The organism is Pseudoalteromonas sp. NFXS53 (assembly GCF_056629255.1).
This window is the reverse complement of record NZ_JBWVBR010000002.1, coordinates 403,711-425,116: the sequence shown is the minus strand read 5'-3', so window position 1 is coordinate 425,116 and position 21,406 is coordinate 403,711. Positions and strand designations below refer to the sequence as shown.

Here is a 21,406-nt window from a genome sequence, read left to right as displayed (position 1 = left end):
GAATTGGTAGACACAAGGGATTTAAAATCCCTCGTCAGTAATGACGTGCCGGTTCAAGTCCGGCCCCGGGCACCATTTATTCTCTCAAAACTTTTCTTTTTAATCCTATTAAAAACTATTAGTTTCTAACTTTCTAACTTTCTAACTTTCTAACTTTCTAACTTTCTAACTTTCTAACTTCTCGCTTTATTTTGTGCAATAAAAAAGGCGCTTAACGCACCTTTTAAAACTTCAAACTGATTTTCTTTATTCGGCGTCAGCCATAATACCCCAGCCATCGCCATAGCCTTCGTGTGAATTGGCAATGCTTTCTAGGTATTGTTCAGTTTGGCTTAAAAGCTGATGATCTGGCACCATTTCAACGGTTGTTACAACTTCCCATACACCTGTGTCTTTACACTTTTGTAGTTCGGTTTTTGGCGCAAGCTCATCTTCAGAAATTGCTTTGGCAAAAGACTCAGCTTGATCTTTTTGTTCAAATAAAATGAAAAAGTCGACCATGTGCATTTGGTTTAAGTTAATGCCTTCGGCAGCCATTTCAGCTAATAATTGGCCGTTATCGTCATCAGGAAATTGCATAGTTTTACCCAGTATTTTTAACTATGTGTATTGTCGGTGAAATTAGCAAAAATAAAAAGCTTTAAAGCGGGATTTAACGAATTCTTGTACCAAATCTCTTAATTAAGCGTTCATTTTTGAGGCAAGGAAAACTGTTCGATAGCAAGGCGAAAATTTTGCTATTTAGTTTTTCTAAATGAGAAATTTTTAACGTAGCTAGCGTCAGTTTTAGTCCCTCAAAATGATTGAGTATTATTGAGAGTTGGTACATTTATCTATTGTTGATTTGAAATATGCTACACTGGCGGCTCTGCTTAGGAGGGAAGTATTTGAAACTGTTTGCGATTGTTGTTATTTGTTGGTGTTTAACTTTTTCTTTATCAACACAGGCTGAAACCCAATGGCAAGTTGAGGCCATTGAATTTGGCGAAATGCCCGATGAGCTGAGTAAAAATATCAATGGCACGTTGAAGCCGCTACTCAATCAGCCTTTTTCACAGTCGCTAGAAAACAAATTACGTTCTCAGACCGAGCGAGCTTTACAGGCGCTTGGCTATTATCATGCAAATATCTCCTTATCACGTGTAGGGCAAAGCAGTACCCTCAAAATAGAGGCAGAGATTGGCGAACCTATTCGTTGGAAATCGATTCAAATTGAAATAAAAGGCGAGGCCAATAAAGACACATTTTTGCAAAAAGTGTTATCTGGCATTCCTATAAAAGCAAATGACATCGTAAATCATGACAATTATGAGCAAACAAAAAGTGTGCTTGAATCAAGTCTGATCTCGAAAGGGTATTTTGATTTTAAATGGCTTAGTCATCGCCTAGAAATTTATAAACAAAAAAACTTTGCAGTAGCTAAGCTAAAACTAGACTCGGGCAATCGTTATCGTTTCGGCAAAGTTGAAGTGAGCAGGCAAAGTCTGGCGAAAAAATATATTCAATCACTCGCACCATTTGATGAAAGCACCTTATACGATGAAACTTTACTGTCTGAATATAACCTAGCACTCAATAAGACACCATATTTCAGCGCCATTAAAGTGTATCCACAGTTACAAAATCGCAAGAATAATCTAGTGCCTATTCGCATTGAGGTGGTCGATAAGCCCGCCAATGCGTTTGAAGTGGGGGGCGGTTTTAGTACCGAGATAGGGGCAAAAGCACGATTTAAATGGTCAAAGCCTTGGATCACTGAAGATGGGCACTTTTTTGATGGCAATTTATTTATTGCTGAAAAACAACAGCGTGTAACAGGCAGTTATAGCATTCCTGTGAGTAACCCAAATGATGATTTATGGCGAGTGACAACCGGTTATGCGCTTGAAGATGAGTTAACTGATGGAGTTGACAGTAAAATCTGGAATTTACAACTGCAACGACAATGGTTAACGAGCAGTAATTGGGTACGCACCGCTTTCTTAAAGAGAGAACATGAAACCACAACACAAGATGGCGAAACCGATAAAACAGAGATGTTAATTCCAGGTATTAGCTATGCAAAAAAGCAAGCGATAGGTGGTGTCACGCCTTCTTGGGGGCAACAAACCTTGATCTCGTTAGAGTTTGCTAGCGATGATTTAATTTCTTCTACGACTTTGTTTAAAGCACAGTGGGAGCAAGCATGGCTAAGAAAATTTGCACTTAAGCATTGGTTTATTGCAAGGCTAGATGCGGGTGTCATTGTCACTGACGACATTAACGAAGTGCCATTTAACTTACGATTTTTTGCTGGGGGTGATCAGAGTATTCGCGGCTTTGCCTATCAATCAGTCGCGCCTCATGAAGCGGGCAAAATTGTCGGTGGTAAATACCTTGCAACGGCTTCGATAGAATATAACTATCAATTTATGCCAAATTGGCGACTGGCTTTATTTGTTGATTCGGGCACGGCAACCAATGACTTTTCAGAATCATGGGCCGTCGGTGCGGGTTTCGGTATTCGTTATATTACGCCTGTTGGGCCTATTCGATTAGATCACGCCTGGGGGCTCAGTAAAGAAAGTAAAAGCACACGTCTAAGTATTATTATTGGGCCGGAGATTTAATGCGCTTACACCCTATAACAAAAAGAATTCTAAATATTGGTTTAGGCACGCTGGTTTTTCTATTTTGCTTAGTATTTACCAGCGTAGGTCATCAAAGCCTTTTATGGGTTTTGAATAAGTCGGTTGATGGCTTAAATATTAAACTTGAGCAAGGCCGTTTATTTGCAGGTGAAAGACTCGATGTCACTTGGCGCAGCGAGGGGCTTAATTTATCGCTGAGCAATTTTAGGCCGCAACTTAATTGGTTTACTTGTGCCACGGTGTGTGTAGAAATAATCGCAGACAGCGTCGATATAAAACTTGCTAACTCGCCTACAGATAAAGCCACTGAAGAAATCGCAACAGAAACTCAAGCAGAAACAAAAATAGAACAAAGCGAAGAGCCAGAAACAGGCTTTGTATTACCTTTGAATGTCGCCATCGCTAAGTTAAATGTGGCTAATATCAAGTTTCAGCAAGGCGATTTGAGAGTTCAAATATCGGACATAAAATCATCAGCTCAATTAATCGACGCTGCAGCAAGGTTGCATGATACCTCAATAAAGCACATTCATATTACTGATAAAAGAGAAAAAGAAGCGCAAAGCCAAGCACTTACAGAGCTAGCGGCAATACCTGCTATCATTTTGCCAGACGGTCTTGATGTTCGAGTATCACAACTGGCTCTCGGGTCTTTTGAGTACGAAACGCCAACTGGCTCGCAACACATTAAACATTTTAATGTCGCGGCAAACATTACCTCTCAACAACTTGAGTGGCAAAATTTATACTTAGAATATCAGCAGTTCGTATTACGCAGTTTTGGTGAGCTGAGAGCCGAAGCAATCAAGCAGCCGTTAGCGTCAATTAAATCAATAACTACGCTGACAACAGAGGAAGAACTCTTAAGATTACATTTAAGTGGCAACTTTTCAGATTTAAATATTGATTTAAAGGCCGAAGGTCAACATCAGGCTGCCGTGTTAGGTAATCTAAATCTTAACCAAACAAACTGGCCGTTTGATGTATCGGCGCAGGTCTACAATCTTCCTTTTTCGTACAAAATTCGCGGACAAGACTACGATGCCTTGATGGAACAGGCTCGAGTTGAGCTTAAAGGTAATGCCGATGATTATCAGTTGAAGCTTGATGTCATTGCCGAACAAAAAGAGCTTACAGAGCTCAGTGCAAAAGTGTCGGGAAAGGGCAGTTTAACGGCAATTTCAGAATTTGCTGGTCGTTTGAACGCGTCAGAAGGCAGCGCCAATTTGACCGGCAAGCTGGCGTGGGCCGAGGGCGTTGATGCGCAATTACGCTTAGTGATGGACGCGTTACCGCTATTTTTTATCGACCAGCAGTCAGTGTTAAACGGCGCAATGAGTGTGCTGGCTAAACAGCAAACCGAGGGATGGCAAATTGATATTCCAGATGTGGATGTCGATGGCAAACTTTCAGACCTTCCTTTAGCACTCGATGCCAGTTTTAGACTGAACGAGCAGCTGTTTGGTCAAGTCGATAAGCTGAAAATGCAACTCGGTTCGAGCAATTTGCAGTTGTCGGGCTTACTGCAACAAGAACTAGATTTAAATGGGCGTTTTGCTATTGCACATAACAACTTTTCACACAACAGCCGTTCACAAAAAACGAAAGCGCTACTGCCTTTTGATGTTGATGCGCAAGGCGAGTTGCAGATTAAAGGCGATCATCATCAACCTAAAATCAGCTTTAACTCAACGATTTCAACGTTCGAGAATAACGACATTAGCCTCAAAGGGGGCAAGCTCGATGCCAGCGTTGATTTGGCCAATAACTGGCAAACAAAGACCTTTTTATCCGTTGAGCAACTCGTAGTTCCAGAACATCAACTTAATCATATCGAGTTGCGCCTCACAGGCGATCAAACAGCACATCGCGCTCAGTTATCAAGTCGCGGAGACGTAACCGCAGAGCTAGATATTCTTGGTGGTTTAAACGCACAAACCTGGCAGGGCGAAATCGCATCAGGGCAAATTATTTATAAGCAATTTGAGACAAGTTTAAAGCATCATTCGAAGCTGAAATATACCAGTGCGCTACAATGGCAAACCGGTAAATTATGCGGTGAGCTAAATCAGTCACCTTGGTGTTTGCAAGCCGAGCAAAAAGGCAAGCAAGGGCAGTTCGATATGAACATCCAAGGCTTTGATTTAGCTTCGCTACAAACCTTTTTACCAGAGCAACTTAGGCTTGCAGGTAAAACCAGTGTGAACTCAGTATTGTCATGGCGCGATAAAAAGCTCAGTGCAGTCACTGCAAAAGCGAGTTTGCAAAACGTTGCTGTTGCGCACTCCGAAGCTAATACCGAAGCCAATACTGATGCTAATGATGAGGCAATAGTTCCAATAGAACAAATCGAGATTAACCTTAGTGGAGACAGCCAAGCTATTTTAGGTCGCTGGCAACTTGCCTCGTCATTATTAGGTGACGTATCTGGTGAAGTGGCTGCACAAGTGCAAGACAATCAATTGCATTCACCAACTGCCAAAGTTGAACTGCATGCACTGACTTTAAAGCCGATTGGCGAATTGGCAAATCGCTTTTTACCGCAACCAATTAATATAGACGGGCAGCTATCTTCAAAACTGGCTTTATCGGGAGATATAAAACAACCCAATGTCGTGGGTGAGATAAACTTATCTTCATTTGGTATAGAACAGTCAGCGCTGCCAGTCAGTTTTGTCGACTCTTCTCTGAAACTCGATTTGAATGGCCAAACTGCCAGTTTAAATGGTGCATTAAATACCAGTGAAAATGGGGTACTGAATCTTGATGGTGTGCTTGATTGGCAACAGCAATTAAGCGCTAACGTATCTGTGTATGGCGAGCAGATAAGAGTCAACCCGCAACAAGATATGAGCTTCGCCATCTCTCCAGACTTGTCTTTAAAGCTTAAAGATGAACACCTGTCGCTCACGGGGCGTGTCGATATTCCTCAAGGTCGCATTAAAATTTCGCAACTGCCTGAACAAGTGACTACGGTTTCTGATGATCAGGTTATAGTTGATGCACAAGTTCAAGCGCAGGGCAGTCTTCCGTTTTCCTATACTCTTGATTTAGATGTCGCGCTTAAAGACGATTTTAGAGTGTATGCTTTCGGCTTAGATAGCTATGTATTTGGCCAGATAAGTCTAGATAAAACCCCAGACACACCATTACTAGCCAGTGGTGAATTTGGCCTGCGAGAAGGGGTTTATCAAGCGCTAGGTCAAGACTTACTCATTCAACAAGGCCAAATTGGCTTTAATGGGCCGTTATCGCGACCTTATTTGAATGTAAAAGCAATACGTAACCCTGAAGTAACCGCCGATGATGTTATTGCGGGTATTGAATTAACGGGCAGCGCGAGTAACCCAAGTCTTAACATATTCTCACAACCAGCCATGGATCAAGCCCATGCGTTATCGTATTTATTAAACGGACAACCACTTGATAAAAGTGAGAATAATAACAATGCCTTATTATCTCAAATGCTGCTCGCGCAAAGTATTAATTTTAGTGAAAGCTTTATTAATAAAGCAGGTAAAAAAATCGGCATTGAAGATGTCAGCGTTAGCGCGAAAGGCAGTGGTGATGACACGCAAGTTGAATTATCTGGCTACATTACCCCAAGCGTGCAAGTAAGTTATCGCGTAGGGGTGTTCGAAGCCATGAATGAAATTGCCATTCGTTACAGGGTGTTTACAAAATTATATATTGAAGCAACAAGTGGTTTATACGATAGTATAGACCTGCTATATCAATTTGATTGGGATCCTGAATGAAGTCTTGGATTATTGCCCTCTGTTTAAATGCCTGTTTTTGTTTCTCAGCTTGTGCGGAACAGACAGTGCGTATTACTTCTGGGGCTGATCCTTATGTCATTGAACTGTTGAACCATACCCTAAGCTATCAAAGAGAAGTGCATACGCTAGATTTTGTTGAAAATATTCCAACTCAAAATCGCGCGATCCGTTTGCTAGGTGACAAAAATGGCATTGACGTATTCTGGTCTGTCACCTCTGATGAGAGAGAAAAACAAGCGTTAGCTGTGAGAGTGCCAATTGTAAAAGGGGTGCTAGGTTACCGTTTGGGCGTGGTAAAAAAATCACGTGTTGATTATTTTGCAAAACTAAAAACGGATGGTGAGCTACGAGGTTTAAGGTACGGTCTTCGAACTGACTGGCCTGATACCGTCATTTTCAAAGACAATGACTTTAATGTTTTAGAGTATTCCCAAGAAAATGCGGGCTATGAATTACTCGAAGCCTCACGTATTGATGTATTGCCTATCGATGCCTTATATGCCAATGATATTACTGATATGACAGGCTTAGCAATCGATCCGGCTCATGTATATTATTATCCTTCAGCAGTTTATTTTTTCGTAAATAAACATAACAAAGCTTTGTATCAAAAGCTCAAGTCAGGCTTAGATAAAGCCATTGAAGACGGTTCATTTGATACTTTATTTAATCGCCACTTCGAAAGCGAGTTAGCTGAATTAGCATTAGATAAACGACAAAAAATTACCCTCGTAAATACTTTACTCCCTGCCAGTGCACCCATTCATACAAAAAAATACTGGTATAACAATAATCAAGGAAAATAAACAAATGCTTTTACGCGCTTTTGGCCTAACAGCTTGTGTATTGCTCGCTGGTTGCAGCAGCACGCAAAATACTGAATCAGCACCAAACAAACCTGAAGTTCGCTCACCAAGTACCATTATTAGCTCAGCGTCAGCCGATGTATGGCAGCAAGTAAACAACGACGATGTATTAAGAATTGATTTACCAACAGGCCGCGTTTATGTGCAGCTTAACCCACAGCTTGCACCGGGGCATGTCGATAATATTAAAAAACTCGCGCGCGAAGGCTTTTATGATGGCTTAAACGTGTACCGTTTTGTTGAAAGCTTTGTGGCACAAGGTGGCGATCAGAGCGGTGAAAAACAGCCAACGCAAGGCAGTAAAGGCATTGCGGGCGAGATGTTCTTAACCACTGAAAACCCACTTGAGATCATCCCAATTAATTCGGTTGACGGCTACGCGGATAAAACTGGTTTTTTGAATGGCTTTGCAGTAGCGCAAAACAGCGATGGCAAAAAGACTTGGATGACCCACTGTACGGGCACATTCGCGATGGCGCGCGGTAATGAAATCGACAGCGGCGGTACAGAGTTTTATATCACGCTAGCGCCACAGCGTTATCTTGATAAAAACACCACGGTATTTGGTCGAGTGCTTGAAGGTATGGAGCATGCACAGCGTTTATTACGTACACCTGTAGAAGGGCAGCCGTTTAACCCAATCAGCCAAGTGCGTGTGTTAAGTGATATTGCGGGTGAAGATAACAGTGCTTTTACGGTATTTGATACCAGCTCAGAAGATTTTAAAGAGTTGATTGAATCTCGTAAAAACCGCCCAAGCGAGTGGTTTATCGATAAGCCAAATCATACAGACGTTTGTTCGGTATCTATCCCGACCAAACGCCTGAATTAAAAGCAAATGTTTACTGACGGTTTGTACGAATGTTATAAGCCGTCTTATCGCTTTCACTGCTGCGGTAAGGGTTAATGTCTAATCCACCGCGTCTTGTGTAGCGTGCATATACCTCTAACTTGCTCGGCTTTAATTCACGCATCAAGTCACAGTAAATTCGCTCAACACACTGCTCATGAAACTCATTGTGATCTCTAAACGAAATAAAATATTTAAGCAGTGACTCTTTGCACACAGGCTTGCCCGTGTAACTTATCACAATACTTGCCCAGTCTGGCTGAGACGTAATTAAGCAGTTCGATTTAAGTAAGTGGCTATGTAGTGTTTCAGTCACTTCATTGCCATCTTTCACCACGATTAAACCTTCTTGCGGGCTGTAGGTATCAACTTCGATATCAAGCTCATCAATACACTCGCCTGGCATGGCGGTGAATGGGATACAGGCATAGTCTTCAGCTTTGAATAACGTCACTTTGACGTCAGTCTGTGCTGCTTTGCTTAAATCATTGGTTAAAATAGTTTGTACTTCGTCAAAGCTGACAAACTTAGTTTGGTTAAAACTATTTAAATACAGCTTGAATGACTTAGACTCAATAATATGCGAGCTTTGGCATGGGAACACAAACGTCGCCACCGCCACTTGTGGTTTACCTTTGCTATTCAGCCAAGATAGCTCATAGCCAGTCCAAGTATCTTCCCCTTTAAATGGCAAGTTTTGCTCATCTACCGCAATTTGGTCACGGTTCAGCTTTCTTGCAATTGGGAATAATAAACTTGCATCGTATTGCGACGCATACTCGGTCGTTTTACCTAACACTGACTCTTTCAGCTCAGGTGCATTGTTGTAATCTGTCATGTTTCACCAATAGTGGTTACAATGGCGCGTATTATAGCGTATCGCACACAGGTTAACAGTATGACAATTAAGCCGCTTTTATCAGAGCTTCACGATAAGTTTCAATCTCACTATCAGCAACAACATGGCACTTTACCGTGCATGTATCACGATGCTGACTGGCCAAGCCCTTGTGAGGTTGGAGAAGTGCTCAGCGAGCAACAAATTCAGTGGCAAGCTGTGCCGCAGCCTGCAAAAAATAGCCTAAATGATTTAGCAAATGCGTTAGAGTGCAGTTTTCCCGATGCTTTGAATGAGTTCTACAGCAGCTTTTATGCAGGCAATATCATTGGCAACGTCGAAGGTCATCAAATCGAGTTATTGCAAGCGTGGAATGAAGATGACTTTGTGCGTTTACAGCAAAACATCACAGGTCATGTATTGATGAAGCGTAAGCTTAAACATGCAGATACGGTGTTTATTGGGTTAACCGAGCAAGATGACTTGTTGATTACCGTTGAACTTGAGACTGGCAAAGTCTGGTTAGAGTATGTCGGAAAAAGACCACACCATGTTCTGGCTGATAGCTTAGAAGCATTTTTGCAAACAGTTGAGTTTTAATACTCATACCTTAATTATTAAAAAAAGCGCTCGTTTCAATCACTGAGCGCTTTTTACTTTTAGTGAGTGATCACTGAAAATCCCAAGAGATATTCGACACCAGCTCACAGCTGTCACAGCGAAAATCAAATAAGCCAAACCATGGCTCGTCTAACTTCCAATCACCGCCACAGCTTGGGCATTTACGCGCTTTTTCTGCTTCTAAGCTTTCACCACCTACGCGATATAAATAGTAATATACCGGCTTCTTAGTGAGATAACGAATACGTTTAGACAAGTCCATACCGCGACGGAACAAATCGCTTTCTGTGCTAGAAATCTCTTCTAACGCCGCAAACTCACAGCGCGTGGCACCGTTGATCTGGATTTGGTCGCATGCTTGCCAATCCTCTTGCCACTTAATTAAGGCCTTGTAATCGCCATTGGCAATCGCAGGAATTTTATAAAGTGGCACAGGCTGAAAGTCATCGCCGCAATACAGCGGGCTACATGTATGCACATAAGTGGTATATAAAATATAAGAAGACGGAGCGTCACACAGGTCGGCGCCATTGGCATGAATATCCTGACCGATCACCTTTACTTTCGGTGCCAACAAGCCAGCATCTTGTAAAAGCTCAATGGCCTTTTTTACAAACGGGCTGTGATTAAGTGGGTGTAGCGCATCTTCAAGCGGGCACATAACACGGGTAATAAAGTAGCCGTCTTTTAATACGGTCGGAAACTCATCCCCGATGATCTGTCCGTTAAAACGTAGTGCATTGACCACGCGATTAATGGCGCGCTCAGCATCATCTAGGGTGGTGTCTTGGTAACAATCAAAAGTTAAATCTACAACGAACATAATTAGTTATCTTTTTCTAATAGCGCGAGTAAGCGGTCAAGTTTTTGTTCAATGCGGTCAAGCTGGCTTTGCTCTGTAGCCTTGGCTTTTGGGGCTGCTGCAGGCTGAGTGTTGATGCAATTTGGATCATTTTTGTAGGCGGTCAACCCAGCAATAACCAAAGGCATAGGCACTGGCTCTGATAATTTAGATTTAGTTAAAGCAACAGTGGGTGTTTTGTTTTCAGCGACTAAGGCTGCAATAGCAGAATGAACAGCGGGATGCATGCGTTTTACTCAACAAAATAAAACGCATTCTAGCATAAATCTTTAAAGCGCATAGCTGAGCTCGTAACCATCCTAAACGATTTGTTTTACATAATTCACAGTGATCGGTTTGTTCTCTCAATGCCTATGTAAATACCAAGAGACTAGATTGTACTGATGGCATTAACTTGTCTTTTTGCTTAAAAAACACTCAGTAACTATAGTTGACTAAGTTTTCTAGTAAAAATTAGGTAACAGGAACAATAATGAAAATAGTAGAAGCAGATCAACTGAGCCTAAAGTATTTGGAGCCGGAAGAAATAAACATTGCAGCAAGCCTGCTGTTTCAAGCTTATCAAAGTGATGAGTTATTAAAGCAAGTGTTGAGTGCAGAGTCTGATGATGACTTTGCGAAAAAGTTACGCGCACTTATTCGCGAAGAACTACAGACTTTTTCGCAAAGTGGTCAAGCTATGTTAGGCGCGTTTATAGACAAACAACTAGTTGGCGTTGCGTGTGCAATCGCGACCAATGGACCTTTGTCGGCGCAGCGTTTTTGGCATTGGCGTTTAAAACTCATGCTCAGCGCAGGGTATGTTCAAACCAAGCAATTGGTCGCTAAAGAGCAAGCGATAAGAGCGGCCTTAGAGCAATATGGCGAATGCTTTTATTTGTCATTAATTGCCATTCACCCGAATGCGCAGGGGCAAGGTCTTGGTCATTATTTATTGAATGGCGTTGAACAACTTCATCTAGCCGAAGAAGAGATCACAGGCGTGGCGGTATTCATTACGCAAACAGCGCAAAAAGCCTTTTTCTTAAAGCACCAATATGAGGTGATTGAGCAAATGACCTTCGGCGAAGTGTCGGGTGAGCTGATGTATAAAAAATTAAATACGGACGGATCGGAAAATTAGCTGTGAGACATTTCCCACATGGTTGTGGGCTTTGGTGTTTTAAACACTTCGCTTTGACTGTGATTTATTTTTAAGTATATGAAAAATAACAAAGATCTTATTTTTAAAATAATATGACATTAAATAAATTGCTGTAAGTCGCTTTAGCAATCGGCAAATTACCGTAAACTTAATCATGTCAGGAAGGCAAAGGGATAGGAAAAACGGAATAAGCACATGGTTATGGATTAAGTGCTAGGGCAAGAAGCTCAACAGGATACTCAGGATGAGGTGTAACGGAGTTGCACACAGGAATAGGAAACACACAGGAGTGTGAGGACAGCCCAAAGACGGGTGAAGCGGAAACTAGGAAGGTTACAGGTGTTAGGACAACACTTAGGATGAGGATGGAGTACAGGGTGTACTAGGAGCGCATAGGGTTTTGCGAAGCGGATTTAGGATATTAGGAACACAGGACGTGTATAGGATTTTAAAAGGAATTATGGTTGTCGATGGAAGACGGCCATTCAGCGGAAGATAAAACAGGATTTAGGCTTTGGAAGCTCTCATGGATGTTGTCAACTTTAGGCGCGACTTATGTTGCGCCTTAGTTCTTTCTGGCGTTTGGTTTTTTTCAGCTGCACCGACTTTATGTCGGGTTTCTCACTTCAAATGACTTTTCGTGCAAAATACACGTTGCGGAGCAAGGTTACTTTTGCGCAAGGTGAAATGAGCAATTTTAACCGCTTTTGTAGGTCGTCATTTATGGCGACATGTTGAAGTTGGTCTTCAATTTCACTCTTTGTCGCGTTGGCGACGGCAACCAAAGGGAGGCTAAGCATTTCAATTTTATACTAAGCAGAAACTCATCCTTGAAGCTTTTGCCTGTCGGCATCCATGCCTCCACTTCCTCGCGCTGCGAAACTTCGTTTCGGTCACTCGTCACCCCACGGCGCCCCTCTATCTCGCTATTTCTTCAAATACGCAATTGATGTGAACGTAAACGGCTGAATAGTCCATCCATGGACTAAATCAGCCTTGCTGCGCATCCATGCGCTGACATTGCTCATCAATTAATTCTTTTCAGGGTGTGATAAAAGGGAAAAGGTGTTGCCTGTTGGTTTAGTGCACAGGGCTGCAATGTGCAAAATATACGTTGCGAAGCAAGGTTACTTTTGCGCAAGGTGAAATGAGCGATTTTAACCGCTTTTGTAGGTCGTCATTTATGGCGACATTTTGAGTTTTTGCTTTGTGCTTTGTCGGGCTAAAGCCTCGGCCTACATTTAATGCAGGTACTGTTGTAGGCGCGATTTTATATCGCGCTTTTAATGTCGCTTTTTTGATGCAGGCCTTCAATTTAACTTTTTGTCGCGTTGGCGACAGCGACCAAAGGGCGGCTAGCATTTCAATTTTATACTGAGCAGAAACTCATCCCTGAAGCCTTTGCCTGTCGGCATTCTTGCCACTATTTTGAAGAGCTCATTTTGTAGGTCGTGCTTTAGCGCGACAGGTTTAAAGGCTGCCTTCAATTTTACTCTTTGTCGAGTTGGCGACGGCAATCAAAGAGCGGCTAGCATTTCAATTTATACTGAGCAGAAACTCATCCCTGAAGCCTTTGCCTGTCGGCATTCTTGCCATTATTTTGAAGATCTCATTTTGTAGGTCGTGCTTTAGCGCGACAGGTTTAAAGGCTGCCTTCAATTTTACTATTTGTCGCGTTGGCGACGGCAACCAAAGGGCGGCTAAGCATTTCAATTTTATACTAAGCAGAAACTCATCCTTGAAGCCTTTGCCTGTCGGCATCCATGTCTCCACTTCCTCGCGCTGCGAAACTTCGTTTCGGTCACTCGTCACCCCACGGCGCCCCTCTATCTCGCAGTTTCTTCAAATACGCAATTGATGTGAACGTAAACGGCTGAATAGTCCATCCATGGACTTAATCAGCCTTGCAGCGCATTGCCTAAATGGATTTAGGTACTTGGGATTTGTCGGGAACAAAAATCCCGCCATGCGCTGACATTACTCATCAATTACTTATTTTCAGGCTCGATAGAAGGGGAAGGGGTGCAGCCTGTTGGTTTTGTGTATAGGTTTGAACCTGACAGATCGGAAAATTAGCTGTGAGATATTTCCCACATGGTTGTGGGCTTTGGTGTTTTAAACACTTCGCTTTGGCTGTGATTTGTTTTTAACTTAATGAAAAATAACAAATATCTTATTTTTAAAATAATATGACATTAAATAAATTGCTGTAAGTCGCTTTAGCAATCGGCAAATTACCGTAAACTTAATCATGTCAGGAAGGCAAAGGGATAGGAAAAACGGAATAAGCACAAGGTTATGGATAGGTGCTAGGGCAAGAAGCTCAACAGGATACTCAGGATGAGGTGTAACGGAGTTGCACACAGGAATAGGATACACACAGGAGTGTGAGGACAGCCCAAAGAAGGGTGAAGCGGAAACCAGGATGGTTACAGGTGTTAGGACAACACCTAGGATGAGGATGGAGTACAGGGTGCACTAGGAGCGCATAGGGTTTTGCGAAGTGGATTTAGGATATTAGGAACACAGGACGTGTATAGGACTTTAAATGGATTTTTGGTTGTCGATGGAAGACGACCATTCAGCGGATGATAAAACAGGATATATGCTTTGGAAGCTATCATGGATATTGTCAACTTTAGGCGCGACTTATGTTGCGCCTTAGTTTTTTCTGGAACCTATCTTTTTTAGCCCAAGCGATGCGGTGGAATATCAGCTTGCACTAGCTTCTCATTTTCAAGATAGAGATAACCTTGATATAAGCTCTCGCCGTCCGAGCTAAATTCAAACAAAAACTGACTTTTTATACCTAAACGACCACTTTTTAAAATGCCGGGTAGCACTTTTTTACAGGCGACACTGAGCAACTGCACTTGCAATTGCTTTGTTTGTCTTTGTGCATGTTCGTTTGCGGCTTCTGCGATTTTACGGCTATACCAAAAAAAGCCGATAACACTGCCGATAACAATAAAAAGCCAGAGAGTTGCCATTAAGAGAATAACCTACCTATCGCACGAGATAGTGTGTCGCTGCGATTTTCTGCTCGAAGAATACCTAGTACGTGTGGGCGAAGTGACGGAATTGCAACTAAGTCCGCAAAAATACTTGGGAATAACTCAGGCATTTGCTCATTGTTAGCAGCGGCATCAAGCAGTTTGAATAGAGCTTCTGGTTTTTCAAAGCATAACCAATAACGCCCCGCTAGAGTCAGTAACACGTCTGGTTGATTGCCGAGCTCGCTTGTTAGTGCTTGCTCGACTAACTGAGACTTTAACCCTTGTGCTTTGCTACCAGAAAGCGCACGCATGTTGTTAATTAATAAATTTAAATTATTTTCTGCGATTGCCAGTTCGCATTGCGCAAAGAATAATTCAGCAAGTTGTGTATTAATTTCAACATGTTCTAGCATCGCACTTAAAGGTTGTTGAACTTCTTGCGGTAAGTTTGTCCACGCTTTAGCGAGGTTTGCGCTGTTCTGGCCGTGGTCGAGTCTAAAGGCAAAGTCAGCTAAGCCTTGTACTGCAATACTTTGCCACGCATCGTCAGTTAAGTTGCCAGCAAAAAACTGTTCGGTAAATTCATAATACTGAGAAGCAGGGCGCTTTAATTCAGTTTTTAATAGTGCATTGAACGCGGCAAGTTTATTGGCATTCGGTGTAAACACATACGGGTTATTGTCTAGCTTGCCATCGGCTTGCTCGCCCGTTAACTCAGTGCCTAATGCTTCAAGTACCATATTTGCAAAGTGGTCACGGCTTGCAAGCACTAACTTACTTTGCTCGTCAAGGGGCATTTTTAAAAACCACACATACGGATCAGCGGTGGCTTGGTTATCCCAAAATTGAATGGCTATTAGGGCATGACCAGCAAGCGGGTAAGGGTAAGGTACCTGACCATTTTCAAGTTGATTGAATAGGGCTTTATCAATTTTAGTGATTTTTCGACCCATGTCGTAAACACGCCACTGTGTGCCAGCTGTGTTTAGAAGATCACCTAAAGTAGAAATATGCGCAGTCATAGTTCGCTCATGCAAATTTTAAATTAGCCGAATTATACGTATTTTCTCGGCACTTGATAAGCGAAGCCGTAAAGCTACTGTAAAGAAGTTAGCTGGGCTATAATTCGCGGGTTTTAAATAGTCTACAAAGAGTCGGTTTGATGAGTCACGCCCAATACCAAGCAGTTTATACCTTATTGAAAGAGCTCGAAGCGGTATTACGCATCGCCAAGCTTTGGCAAAGTGAAAGCATTGAGGCTGAAAAGCTAAATTCTACCGCACCATTTTGTTGTGATGTGATGACATTTGAGCAGTGGTTGCAGTTTGTGTTTATTCCTAAAATGACCCTGATGATAGAGCAAGGCATGGCGCTACCTGCCAATATGTCGATTGCGCCCATGGCTGAAATGAGCTTTGCCACTCACCCGCAATATCCGCAGATTTTAAGTCTACTGACCAAGTTAGACGAAAGCTTACAACAGAATTAAAAGAGAAAGATCATGCTTGAGATTGTCTATCAAGACGAAAACTATGTGGCGATTAATAAGCCTTCTGGCTTATTGGTGCATCGTTCATTTTTAGATAAACGCGAAACCCAATTTGCCATGCAAATGTTGCGTGATCAGCTCGGTCAGCACGTATTTCCGGTGCATCGTTTAGACCGTCCTACCAGTGGTATTTTGTTGTTTGCACTGAGCTCAGAAGCAGCCAGAGATATGAACCAAGTATTCATTGAGGGCAAAATAGAAAAACGTTATTTGGCACTGGTGCGAGGTTTTGCGCCAGAGCATGTTTATCTAGACAGGCCTTTAAAAGAGCACTTAGATAAAATCGCTGACAAATTTGCCGATCAAGATAAAGCGCCGCAAGAAGCGCAAACAGAATTTAACTGTTTGCATCAGGCAAGTTTGCCTATTCCTTTTGGTAAGTTCCCGAGTATTCGCTATTCGCTGGTGGAATGCTTTCCTAAAACCGGCCGCAAGCATCAAATTCGCCGTCATTTAAAGCATTTAGCACACCCTATTTTGGGTGATGTGAACCATGGTGATAATAAGCATAATCACTTTTTTTATGAGCACTTTGGCTTGCAGCGCTTAATGTTATTTGCAACTCGGTTAAAGTTTGTTCATCCTTATACAAAACAAGAAATTACCATTCGGGCTAACCTAGGCGAAGAGATGCTAAATATCTGTGCGCAGTTGGGGTGGCCCAGCAGCGAACAGGATTATCAATAATGGCATCAATTTCAATTTTTGTAGGCAGTGTGTATGGCAATGCACAGAATTTGGCTGAGCAGGTGCAAACGGCTTTGTCATCGTCGCATCAAGTGAGCTTGTTTGAAAGCGCAAGCATCGATGATGTAAAAGCCGCTGAAGTGGCTCTGTTTATTACCTCGACCACAGGCTCTGGCGACCTGCCTGATAACATTGAGCCATTGATTATGCAGTTGCGAAATCAGTCGCCGATGTTAACAGGTAAAAAAGCGGGGGTGATCGCTTTGGGAGACTCAAGCTACGGTGACACCTATTGTGGCGCGGGCAAGCAAGTCGATGCCTTATTACAAGAATTGAATGCACAACAAACTGCACCGCGTTTAGACGTCGATGCGTGTGAGTATTTTGAACCATGGGAAGTGGTTGAAGCCTGGTTAACAGAGTGGCAGAAAACACTTTAATATGTCGAGATTACAACAATTTAAATGGGTATTATTACTCAGCAGTATTTTAATTGTGCTGCCAGCAATTGAAAGTAGCTGGTTTGAAAATGCATTTGGCTTAAAGTGGGGCAGTGAAAAGCTCATGTACTACTTCAGCGTGTTTTTAGTGCCGCTGAAGTTGGCTATGGTCATTGCCGGTTGTTGGTTGCTTATTTACTTTGTGAAACATAATGAAGTGAGCAGCAAGGTGAAACTAGCAGTACTACCATTAATGTTTGTTGCCTCTGTACAAGTGATTATGCTGAGTATCACAACGGTTTATTATGTGTTTAATGGCACCAAGGCCGATAATTACCTTGAGCAAGCTAATATCAGCATTCAAAGCCAAGCACCGGGTAAGCTACTGACTGCATTCCACGATATTAACATTATGTGCGACAAGGGATTTGGGTTTTATGAGTTGTTATCTGTTATAAAAGAGCCTTGGCTTGGTAAAGCATTAGCCATTGAAAGTTATGAGCCGTTAGAGCAACTCACCATCAGCTTTACAGCAGACAACCAAAGACAGTTTAAGCACTATGATCTTCAAGGTTTAAGTTGCGAGCATTAAGCATAAAAAAGGCCGCAAATCGTCATTGATTTGCGGACTTTTAAATTCTTTATTGACTACTCATCTACAGAGCGAAGTAGTGCGTTAATACCTACTTTTTCACGAGTTTGCTGGTCAACTTTCTTCACGATGATCGCTGCGTATAGGCTGTGTGAGCCATCTTTGCTAGGTAATGAACCTGGTACAACTACCGCACCTGCTGGTACGCGACCATAGTGGATCTCGCCCGTTTCACGGTCATAAATACGCGTACTCTGAGAAATGTATACGCCCATTGAAATAACCGCGCCTTCTTCAACAATGACGCCTTCAACGATTTCAGATCGTGCACCGATAAAACAGTTATCTTCGATGATAGTTGGGTTTGCTTGCAATGGCTCTAGTACACCACCAATGCCCACGCCACCAGACAGGTGCACGTTTTTACCAATCTGTGCACATGAACCAACCGTTGCCCATGTATCAACCATAGTGCCTTCATCAACGTAAGCACCAATGTTTACGTAAGAAGGCATAAGTACCACGTTCTTACCTACAAAGCTGCCCTGACGTGCTACAGCGTTTGGTACTACGCGCATACCGCCTTGTTGAAATTGCTCTGGCGTGTAGTCAGAAAATTTAAGTGGCACCTTGTCATAAAACTGGTTTACGCCATCGTTCATTGGTTGGTTATCACGAATACGGAAAGACAGCAGTACCGCTTTTTTAAGCCACTGATGCACAACCCATTCACCACTTATTTTTTCTGCAACTCGCGCAGCACCCGAATCTAGCAATGAAAGAGATTGAATGATTGCATCTTTTACTTCGTCGCTCACTTGTGTAGGAGTAATGCCATCACGTTGCTCCCATGCTTGTTCAATGATGGTTTTTAAATCTGACATAGTTTCCTCTAATTTGTTTCTGCGTTTAATTTTTTCATTAAGTCTCGTTGAAGTGTTACTTTATGCTCTTCATCGAGGGCTTGATAATCTTTATTTGAAATAACGAAAAAGTCTTCTGCACGTTCGCCGACCGTTGTAATACGTGCGGCATGAATATGCAGTGAATTAGCCTGAAATACTTCGGCTATTTTAGTTAAAAGTCCCGGAATATCGATGGCTTGAATTTCGATGAGGTTGCGATTTTCCCGCGCATGTGGACGCACAATCACCTTAGGTTTGATATTAAAGTCTTTAAAGCGATGAGAGCGGTTCTTCTTCACCCTAATTTTTTTCTTCGGATCTTGGAGTAGTGACTCAATGCCTTTGCGAATTGAACGAGCACGGTTTACTGATACAGCATCACCACTTTGCTCTAAAATAACAAAGTTAAATACCACAAAGCCATCTTTAGTCGTCATGACTTGTGCGTGTTGAACTTGTGCTTTTTTAGAGCCGATAACACTCACTAACTTGGCGAATAAACTCGCTTCATACGGGCTATAAACAAACACTTGAGTACCACCATGAAGTGGCTTTTCACCGACAATAACACTAAATCGGTTTAAGTCTTTCACTTTTAGCAAGTGTTCAGACTGCCATGAAATTTGTTGCTCAGTGAAACCTGTAAAATAGTTCGCTTTAAAACGAGACCAAATAAAGTCAATCTGGCTCTCTTCAAAACCAAGTTCAATAAGGCGCTGTTTGGCTTGCTGCTTCTTATCGCGAATTTGGTCACGCATGTCCATTGGGTTTTCAAGACCTGCTCTTAAAGCGCGTTGTGTGTGTAAATACAGTTCACGAAGTAGGGTGTTTTTCCAATCATTCCAAAGGTTGTCGTTGGTTGCACGAATGTCTGCAACGGTTAAGCAATATAAATAATCTAGTTGGCGTTCATTTTTAACGCGAGATGCAAACTCTGCAATCACATCAGGGTCGTTAATGTCTTTTCGTTGTGCTGTGACCGACATTAATAAATGGTTTTCAACCAGCCAAGCCACTAAACGCGCCTCTGAATTACTAAAGCCATGCACTTTACAAAAGGTACTAGCATCAACTGCGCCTAGCTCTGAGTGGTCGCCACCACGGCCTTTGGCAATATCATGGAAAATGCCAGCAAGGTAAAGCAACTCAGGCTTGTCCATGCGGGTGACAATTTCAGAGCAAATAGGGAAGTCTTTTTGTTTGTTCTTGTCGAAATACTTGTAGATGTTATTGATTAGTTTGTGAGTATGTTCATCTACTGTATAAGCGTGGAATAGATCGAACTGCATCTGCCCAAATATATTACGCCACTGCGGTAAGTAAGCTGCAATAATGCCGTGCTTGTGCATCAGTGTGAAGGCTCTGCCCATGCCATTTGGGTGTTTGATTAAGCGTAAGAAAGCATCTCTACATCCTGCGTAATCTTGTAAATCACCTAGAAGACGGCGGCGGACTTGGCGCATGGTTCTTAGTGTGTTGGGCTCAATATCAGTGATTTCAGGATTATCAGCAATATGCTCAAATAACACAAAAATATGCTCACGCTTAAAGAAAACAGAAGGATCGGTAACCTGAATGCGATTTCCCACGCGCTCAAAGTTTTTATCGAGAGGCTGAGGCTGATGATTAACTCGGTCAACCAAAATACTTTGCTCAAAATAAGAGAGAAGCATTTGGTTCATTTCGCGAACACGGCTCATAATCCTAAATAGGCGCTTCATCATGCGCTCAACAGAGGCCTTACCCTCAGAGCCAAAGCCTAATAATTCTGCTGCATGAGGTTGGTAGTCGAACAATAAGCGGTTTTCGTTTCTGCCGGCAGCAAGGTGAAGAGCAAAACGAATATTCCAGAGGTTTTCGATGCACTCGAGTAGCTCTTGATACTCTTCATGGGTTAGATAACCATGGCTGATGAGTTCTCTAAGTGTCTCAGCGTGGAAATGTTTTTTTGCCACCCAAAAAATGGTTTGTAGATCGCGCAGACCACCCGGATTTTCTTTTACATTGGGCTCAAGGTTGTACGCCGTACCATGACACTTTTTACGACGAATTTTTTGCTCATCTACTTTGGCGATAAAGAACTCTTCTGAGCGCCAAATAGGTGTTTCAATGATGTGACTTTTTAGGCGTTCAAATTCTAATTCGTTACCACTAATTAAGCGGCACTCAAGTAAGCTGGTGGTGAAGTGCACGTCTTGTTTTTTTTGTTCTAAAACTTGTTCGTGTGTACGAACACTGTGACCTATCTCTAAACCCAGATCCCATAAATGGGTAACAAACTGACCAAGCGACTCTTTTAATTGGTCGTTGGGTTCAGCCTGAACTAAAACCAAAAAGTCGATATCAGAATAAGGATGTAATTCGCCCCGACCATACCCGCCAACAGCAATTAGTGCGATATCATCATGCTTGTTTAAACATGTAATGATATAAAGCTTTTGTAGCATTAAGTCTACAAATTCTGCTCGGGCGCGAATGAGGTGTTTTACAGGTTGCTTTGAAAATTCATTGCCGAGCCACTTGTAAAAAAAAGCGGAGCAATCTTTAAAATCGTCGAGCGTGCTAGCTGAATCAAGAAGCGTTTTTAATTTATTGGGTAATGCCACGGAAAATCCCTGATTTTTTATCAAATGAATTGATGAGCGCT

18 protein-coding genes are annotated in these 21,406 nt (G+C 42.3%); 10 read left to right on the top strand and 8 right to left on the bottom strand.

What is annotated here, in order from left to right:
• Window positions 1-246: 246 nt before the first annotated feature.
• A complete protein-coding gene (locus AC1HJP_RS04740) occupies window positions 247-579 on the bottom strand; it encodes a ribonuclease E inhibitor RraB (protein ID WP_421963105.1) in 333 nt (110 codons plus the stop codon).
• 308 nt (window positions 580-887) lie between these two features.
• Here AC1HJP_RS04740 and AC1HJP_RS04735 point away from each other — a divergent pair, with 308 nt between their 5' ends.
• The 4 genes from AC1HJP_RS04735 to AC1HJP_RS04720 are packed head-to-tail and all read left to right on the top strand — an operon-like array spanning window position 888 to window position 8,107.
• Window positions 888-2,609, top strand: coding sequence for an autotransporter assembly complex protein TamA (locus AC1HJP_RS04735; protein ID WP_480360625.1), 1,722 nt, complete (start codon window positions 888-890; stop codon window positions 2,607-2,609).
• Window positions 2,609-6,388, top strand: a complete 3,780-nt coding sequence (locus AC1HJP_RS04730; RefSeq protein WP_480360624.1) for a translocation/assembly module TamB domain-containing protein — start codon at window positions 2,609-2,611, stop codon at window positions 6,386-6,388. Before AC1HJP_RS04735 ends, AC1HJP_RS04730 begins: the two co-directional genes overlap by 1 nt.
• Window positions 6,385-7,215: a substrate-binding periplasmic protein gene (locus tag AC1HJP_RS04725; RefSeq protein WP_480360622.1), complete on the top strand. Its 831-nt coding sequence runs from the start codon at window positions 6,385-6,387 to the stop codon at window positions 7,213-7,215. The genes AC1HJP_RS04730 and AC1HJP_RS04725 overlap by 4 nt, the downstream gene beginning before the upstream one ends.
• Window positions 7,216-7,219: 4 nt before the next feature.
• Window positions 7,220-8,107: a peptidylprolyl isomerase gene (locus AC1HJP_RS04720; RefSeq protein ID WP_480360621.1), complete on the top strand. Its 888-nt coding sequence runs from the start codon at window positions 7,220-7,222 to the stop codon at window positions 8,105-8,107.
• Window positions 8,108-8,117: 10 nt separating this feature from the next.
• Here AC1HJP_RS04720 and queF read toward each other — a convergent pair whose 3' ends face one another.
• A complete protein-coding gene (gene queF / locus AC1HJP_RS04715; RefSeq protein WP_480360620.1) occupies window positions 8,118-8,963 on the bottom strand; it encodes an NADPH-dependent 7-cyano-7-deazaguanine reductase QueF in 846 nt (281 codons plus the stop codon).
• A 60-nt stretch (window positions 8,964-9,023) separates the two neighbouring features.
• Between queF and syd the strand changes: the two genes are divergently transcribed.
• Window positions 9,024-9,563 (top strand): SecY-interacting protein, encoded by a 540-nt coding sequence (gene syd / locus AC1HJP_RS04710; RefSeq protein ID WP_480360636.1) that lies wholly within the window; start codon window positions 9,024-9,026, stop codon window positions 9,561-9,563.
• Between the two features lie 70 nt (window positions 9,564-9,633).
• Here the strand turns inward: syd and AC1HJP_RS04705 are convergent, their stop codons facing one another.
• Window positions 9,634-10,407, bottom strand: coding sequence for a Zn-ribbon-containing protein (locus AC1HJP_RS04705; RefSeq protein ID WP_138481257.1), 774 nt, complete (start codon window positions 10,405-10,407; stop codon window positions 9,634-9,636).
• A gap of 2 nt (window positions 10,408-10,409) precedes the next feature.
• The gene (locus AC1HJP_RS04700; protein ID WP_138633930.1) at window positions 10,410-10,673 is read right to left on the bottom strand and encodes a hypothetical protein; all 264 of its coding nucleotides are present in this window, start codon (window positions 10,671-10,673) and stop codon (window positions 10,410-10,412) included.
• A gap of 245 nt (window positions 10,674-10,918) precedes the next feature.
• Here AC1HJP_RS04700 and AC1HJP_RS04695 point away from each other — a divergent pair, with 245 nt between their 5' ends.
• On the top strand, window positions 10,919-11,569 hold the full coding sequence (locus tag AC1HJP_RS04695; protein ID WP_480360619.1) for a GNAT family N-acetyltransferase: 651 nt from the start codon (window positions 10,919-10,921) through the stop codon (window positions 11,567-11,569).
• A gap of 2,708 nt (window positions 11,570-14,277) precedes the next feature.
• On the opposite strand, the gene AC1HJP_RS04690 is transcribed toward AC1HJP_RS04695, so the two are convergent.
• Both AC1HJP_RS04690 and AC1HJP_RS04685 read right to left on the bottom strand, forming a co-directional pair.
• Entirely contained in the window at window positions 14,278-14,580 is a 303-nt protein-coding gene (locus tag AC1HJP_RS04690) for a DUF3301 domain-containing protein (protein WP_480360618.1), read from the bottom strand.
• Window positions 14,580-15,608: a DUF3549 family protein gene (locus AC1HJP_RS04685; RefSeq protein ID WP_480360617.1), complete on the bottom strand. Its 1,029-nt coding sequence runs from the start codon at window positions 15,606-15,608 to the stop codon at window positions 14,580-14,582. Before AC1HJP_RS04685 ends, AC1HJP_RS04690 begins: the two co-directional genes overlap by 1 nt.
• Before the next feature lie 140 nt (window positions 15,609-15,748).
• Here AC1HJP_RS04685 and AC1HJP_RS04680 point away from each other — a divergent pair, with 140 nt between their 5' ends.
• The 4 genes from AC1HJP_RS04680 to AC1HJP_RS04665 are packed head-to-tail and all read left to right on the top strand — an operon-like array spanning window position 15,749 to window position 17,854.
• Window positions 15,749-16,075: a YqcC family protein gene (locus AC1HJP_RS04680; RefSeq protein ID WP_404393954.1), complete on the top strand. Its 327-nt coding sequence runs from the start codon at window positions 15,749-15,751 to the stop codon at window positions 16,073-16,075.
• A 12-nt stretch (window positions 16,076-16,087) separates the two neighbouring features.
• A complete protein-coding gene (gene truC / locus AC1HJP_RS04675) occupies window positions 16,088-16,822 on the top strand; it encodes a tRNA pseudouridine(65) synthase TruC (RefSeq protein WP_138562599.1) in 735 nt (244 codons plus the stop codon).
• Window positions 16,822-17,262 (top strand): flavodoxin, encoded by a 441-nt coding sequence (locus AC1HJP_RS04670; protein WP_480360614.1) that lies wholly within the window; start codon window positions 16,822-16,824, stop codon window positions 17,260-17,262. The genes truC and AC1HJP_RS04670 overlap by 1 nt, the downstream gene beginning before the upstream one ends.
• 1 nt (window position 17,263) lies before the next feature.
• Window positions 17,264-17,854: a hypothetical protein gene (locus tag AC1HJP_RS04665; protein WP_480360613.1), complete on the top strand. Its 591-nt coding sequence runs from the start codon at window positions 17,264-17,266 to the stop codon at window positions 17,852-17,854.
• Window positions 17,855-17,910: 56 nt separating this feature from the next.
• On the opposite strand, the gene dapD is transcribed toward AC1HJP_RS04665, so the two are convergent.
• Together dapD and glnD are read right to left on the bottom strand one after the other, a co-directional pair.
• Window positions 17,911-18,738 (bottom strand): 2,3,4,5-tetrahydropyridine-2,6-dicarboxylate N-succinyltransferase, encoded by an 828-nt coding sequence (gene dapD, locus AC1HJP_RS04660; protein ID WP_138481242.1) that lies wholly within the window; start codon window positions 18,736-18,738, stop codon window positions 17,911-17,913.
• A gap of 8 nt (window positions 18,739-18,746) precedes the next feature.
• Complete coding sequence (gene glnD, locus AC1HJP_RS04655; protein WP_480360611.1) at window positions 18,747-21,365, bottom strand: [protein-PII] uridylyltransferase; 2,619 nt, start codon at window positions 21,363-21,365, stop codon at window positions 18,747-18,749.
• Between the last annotated feature and the right edge of the window lie 41 nt (window positions 21,366-21,406).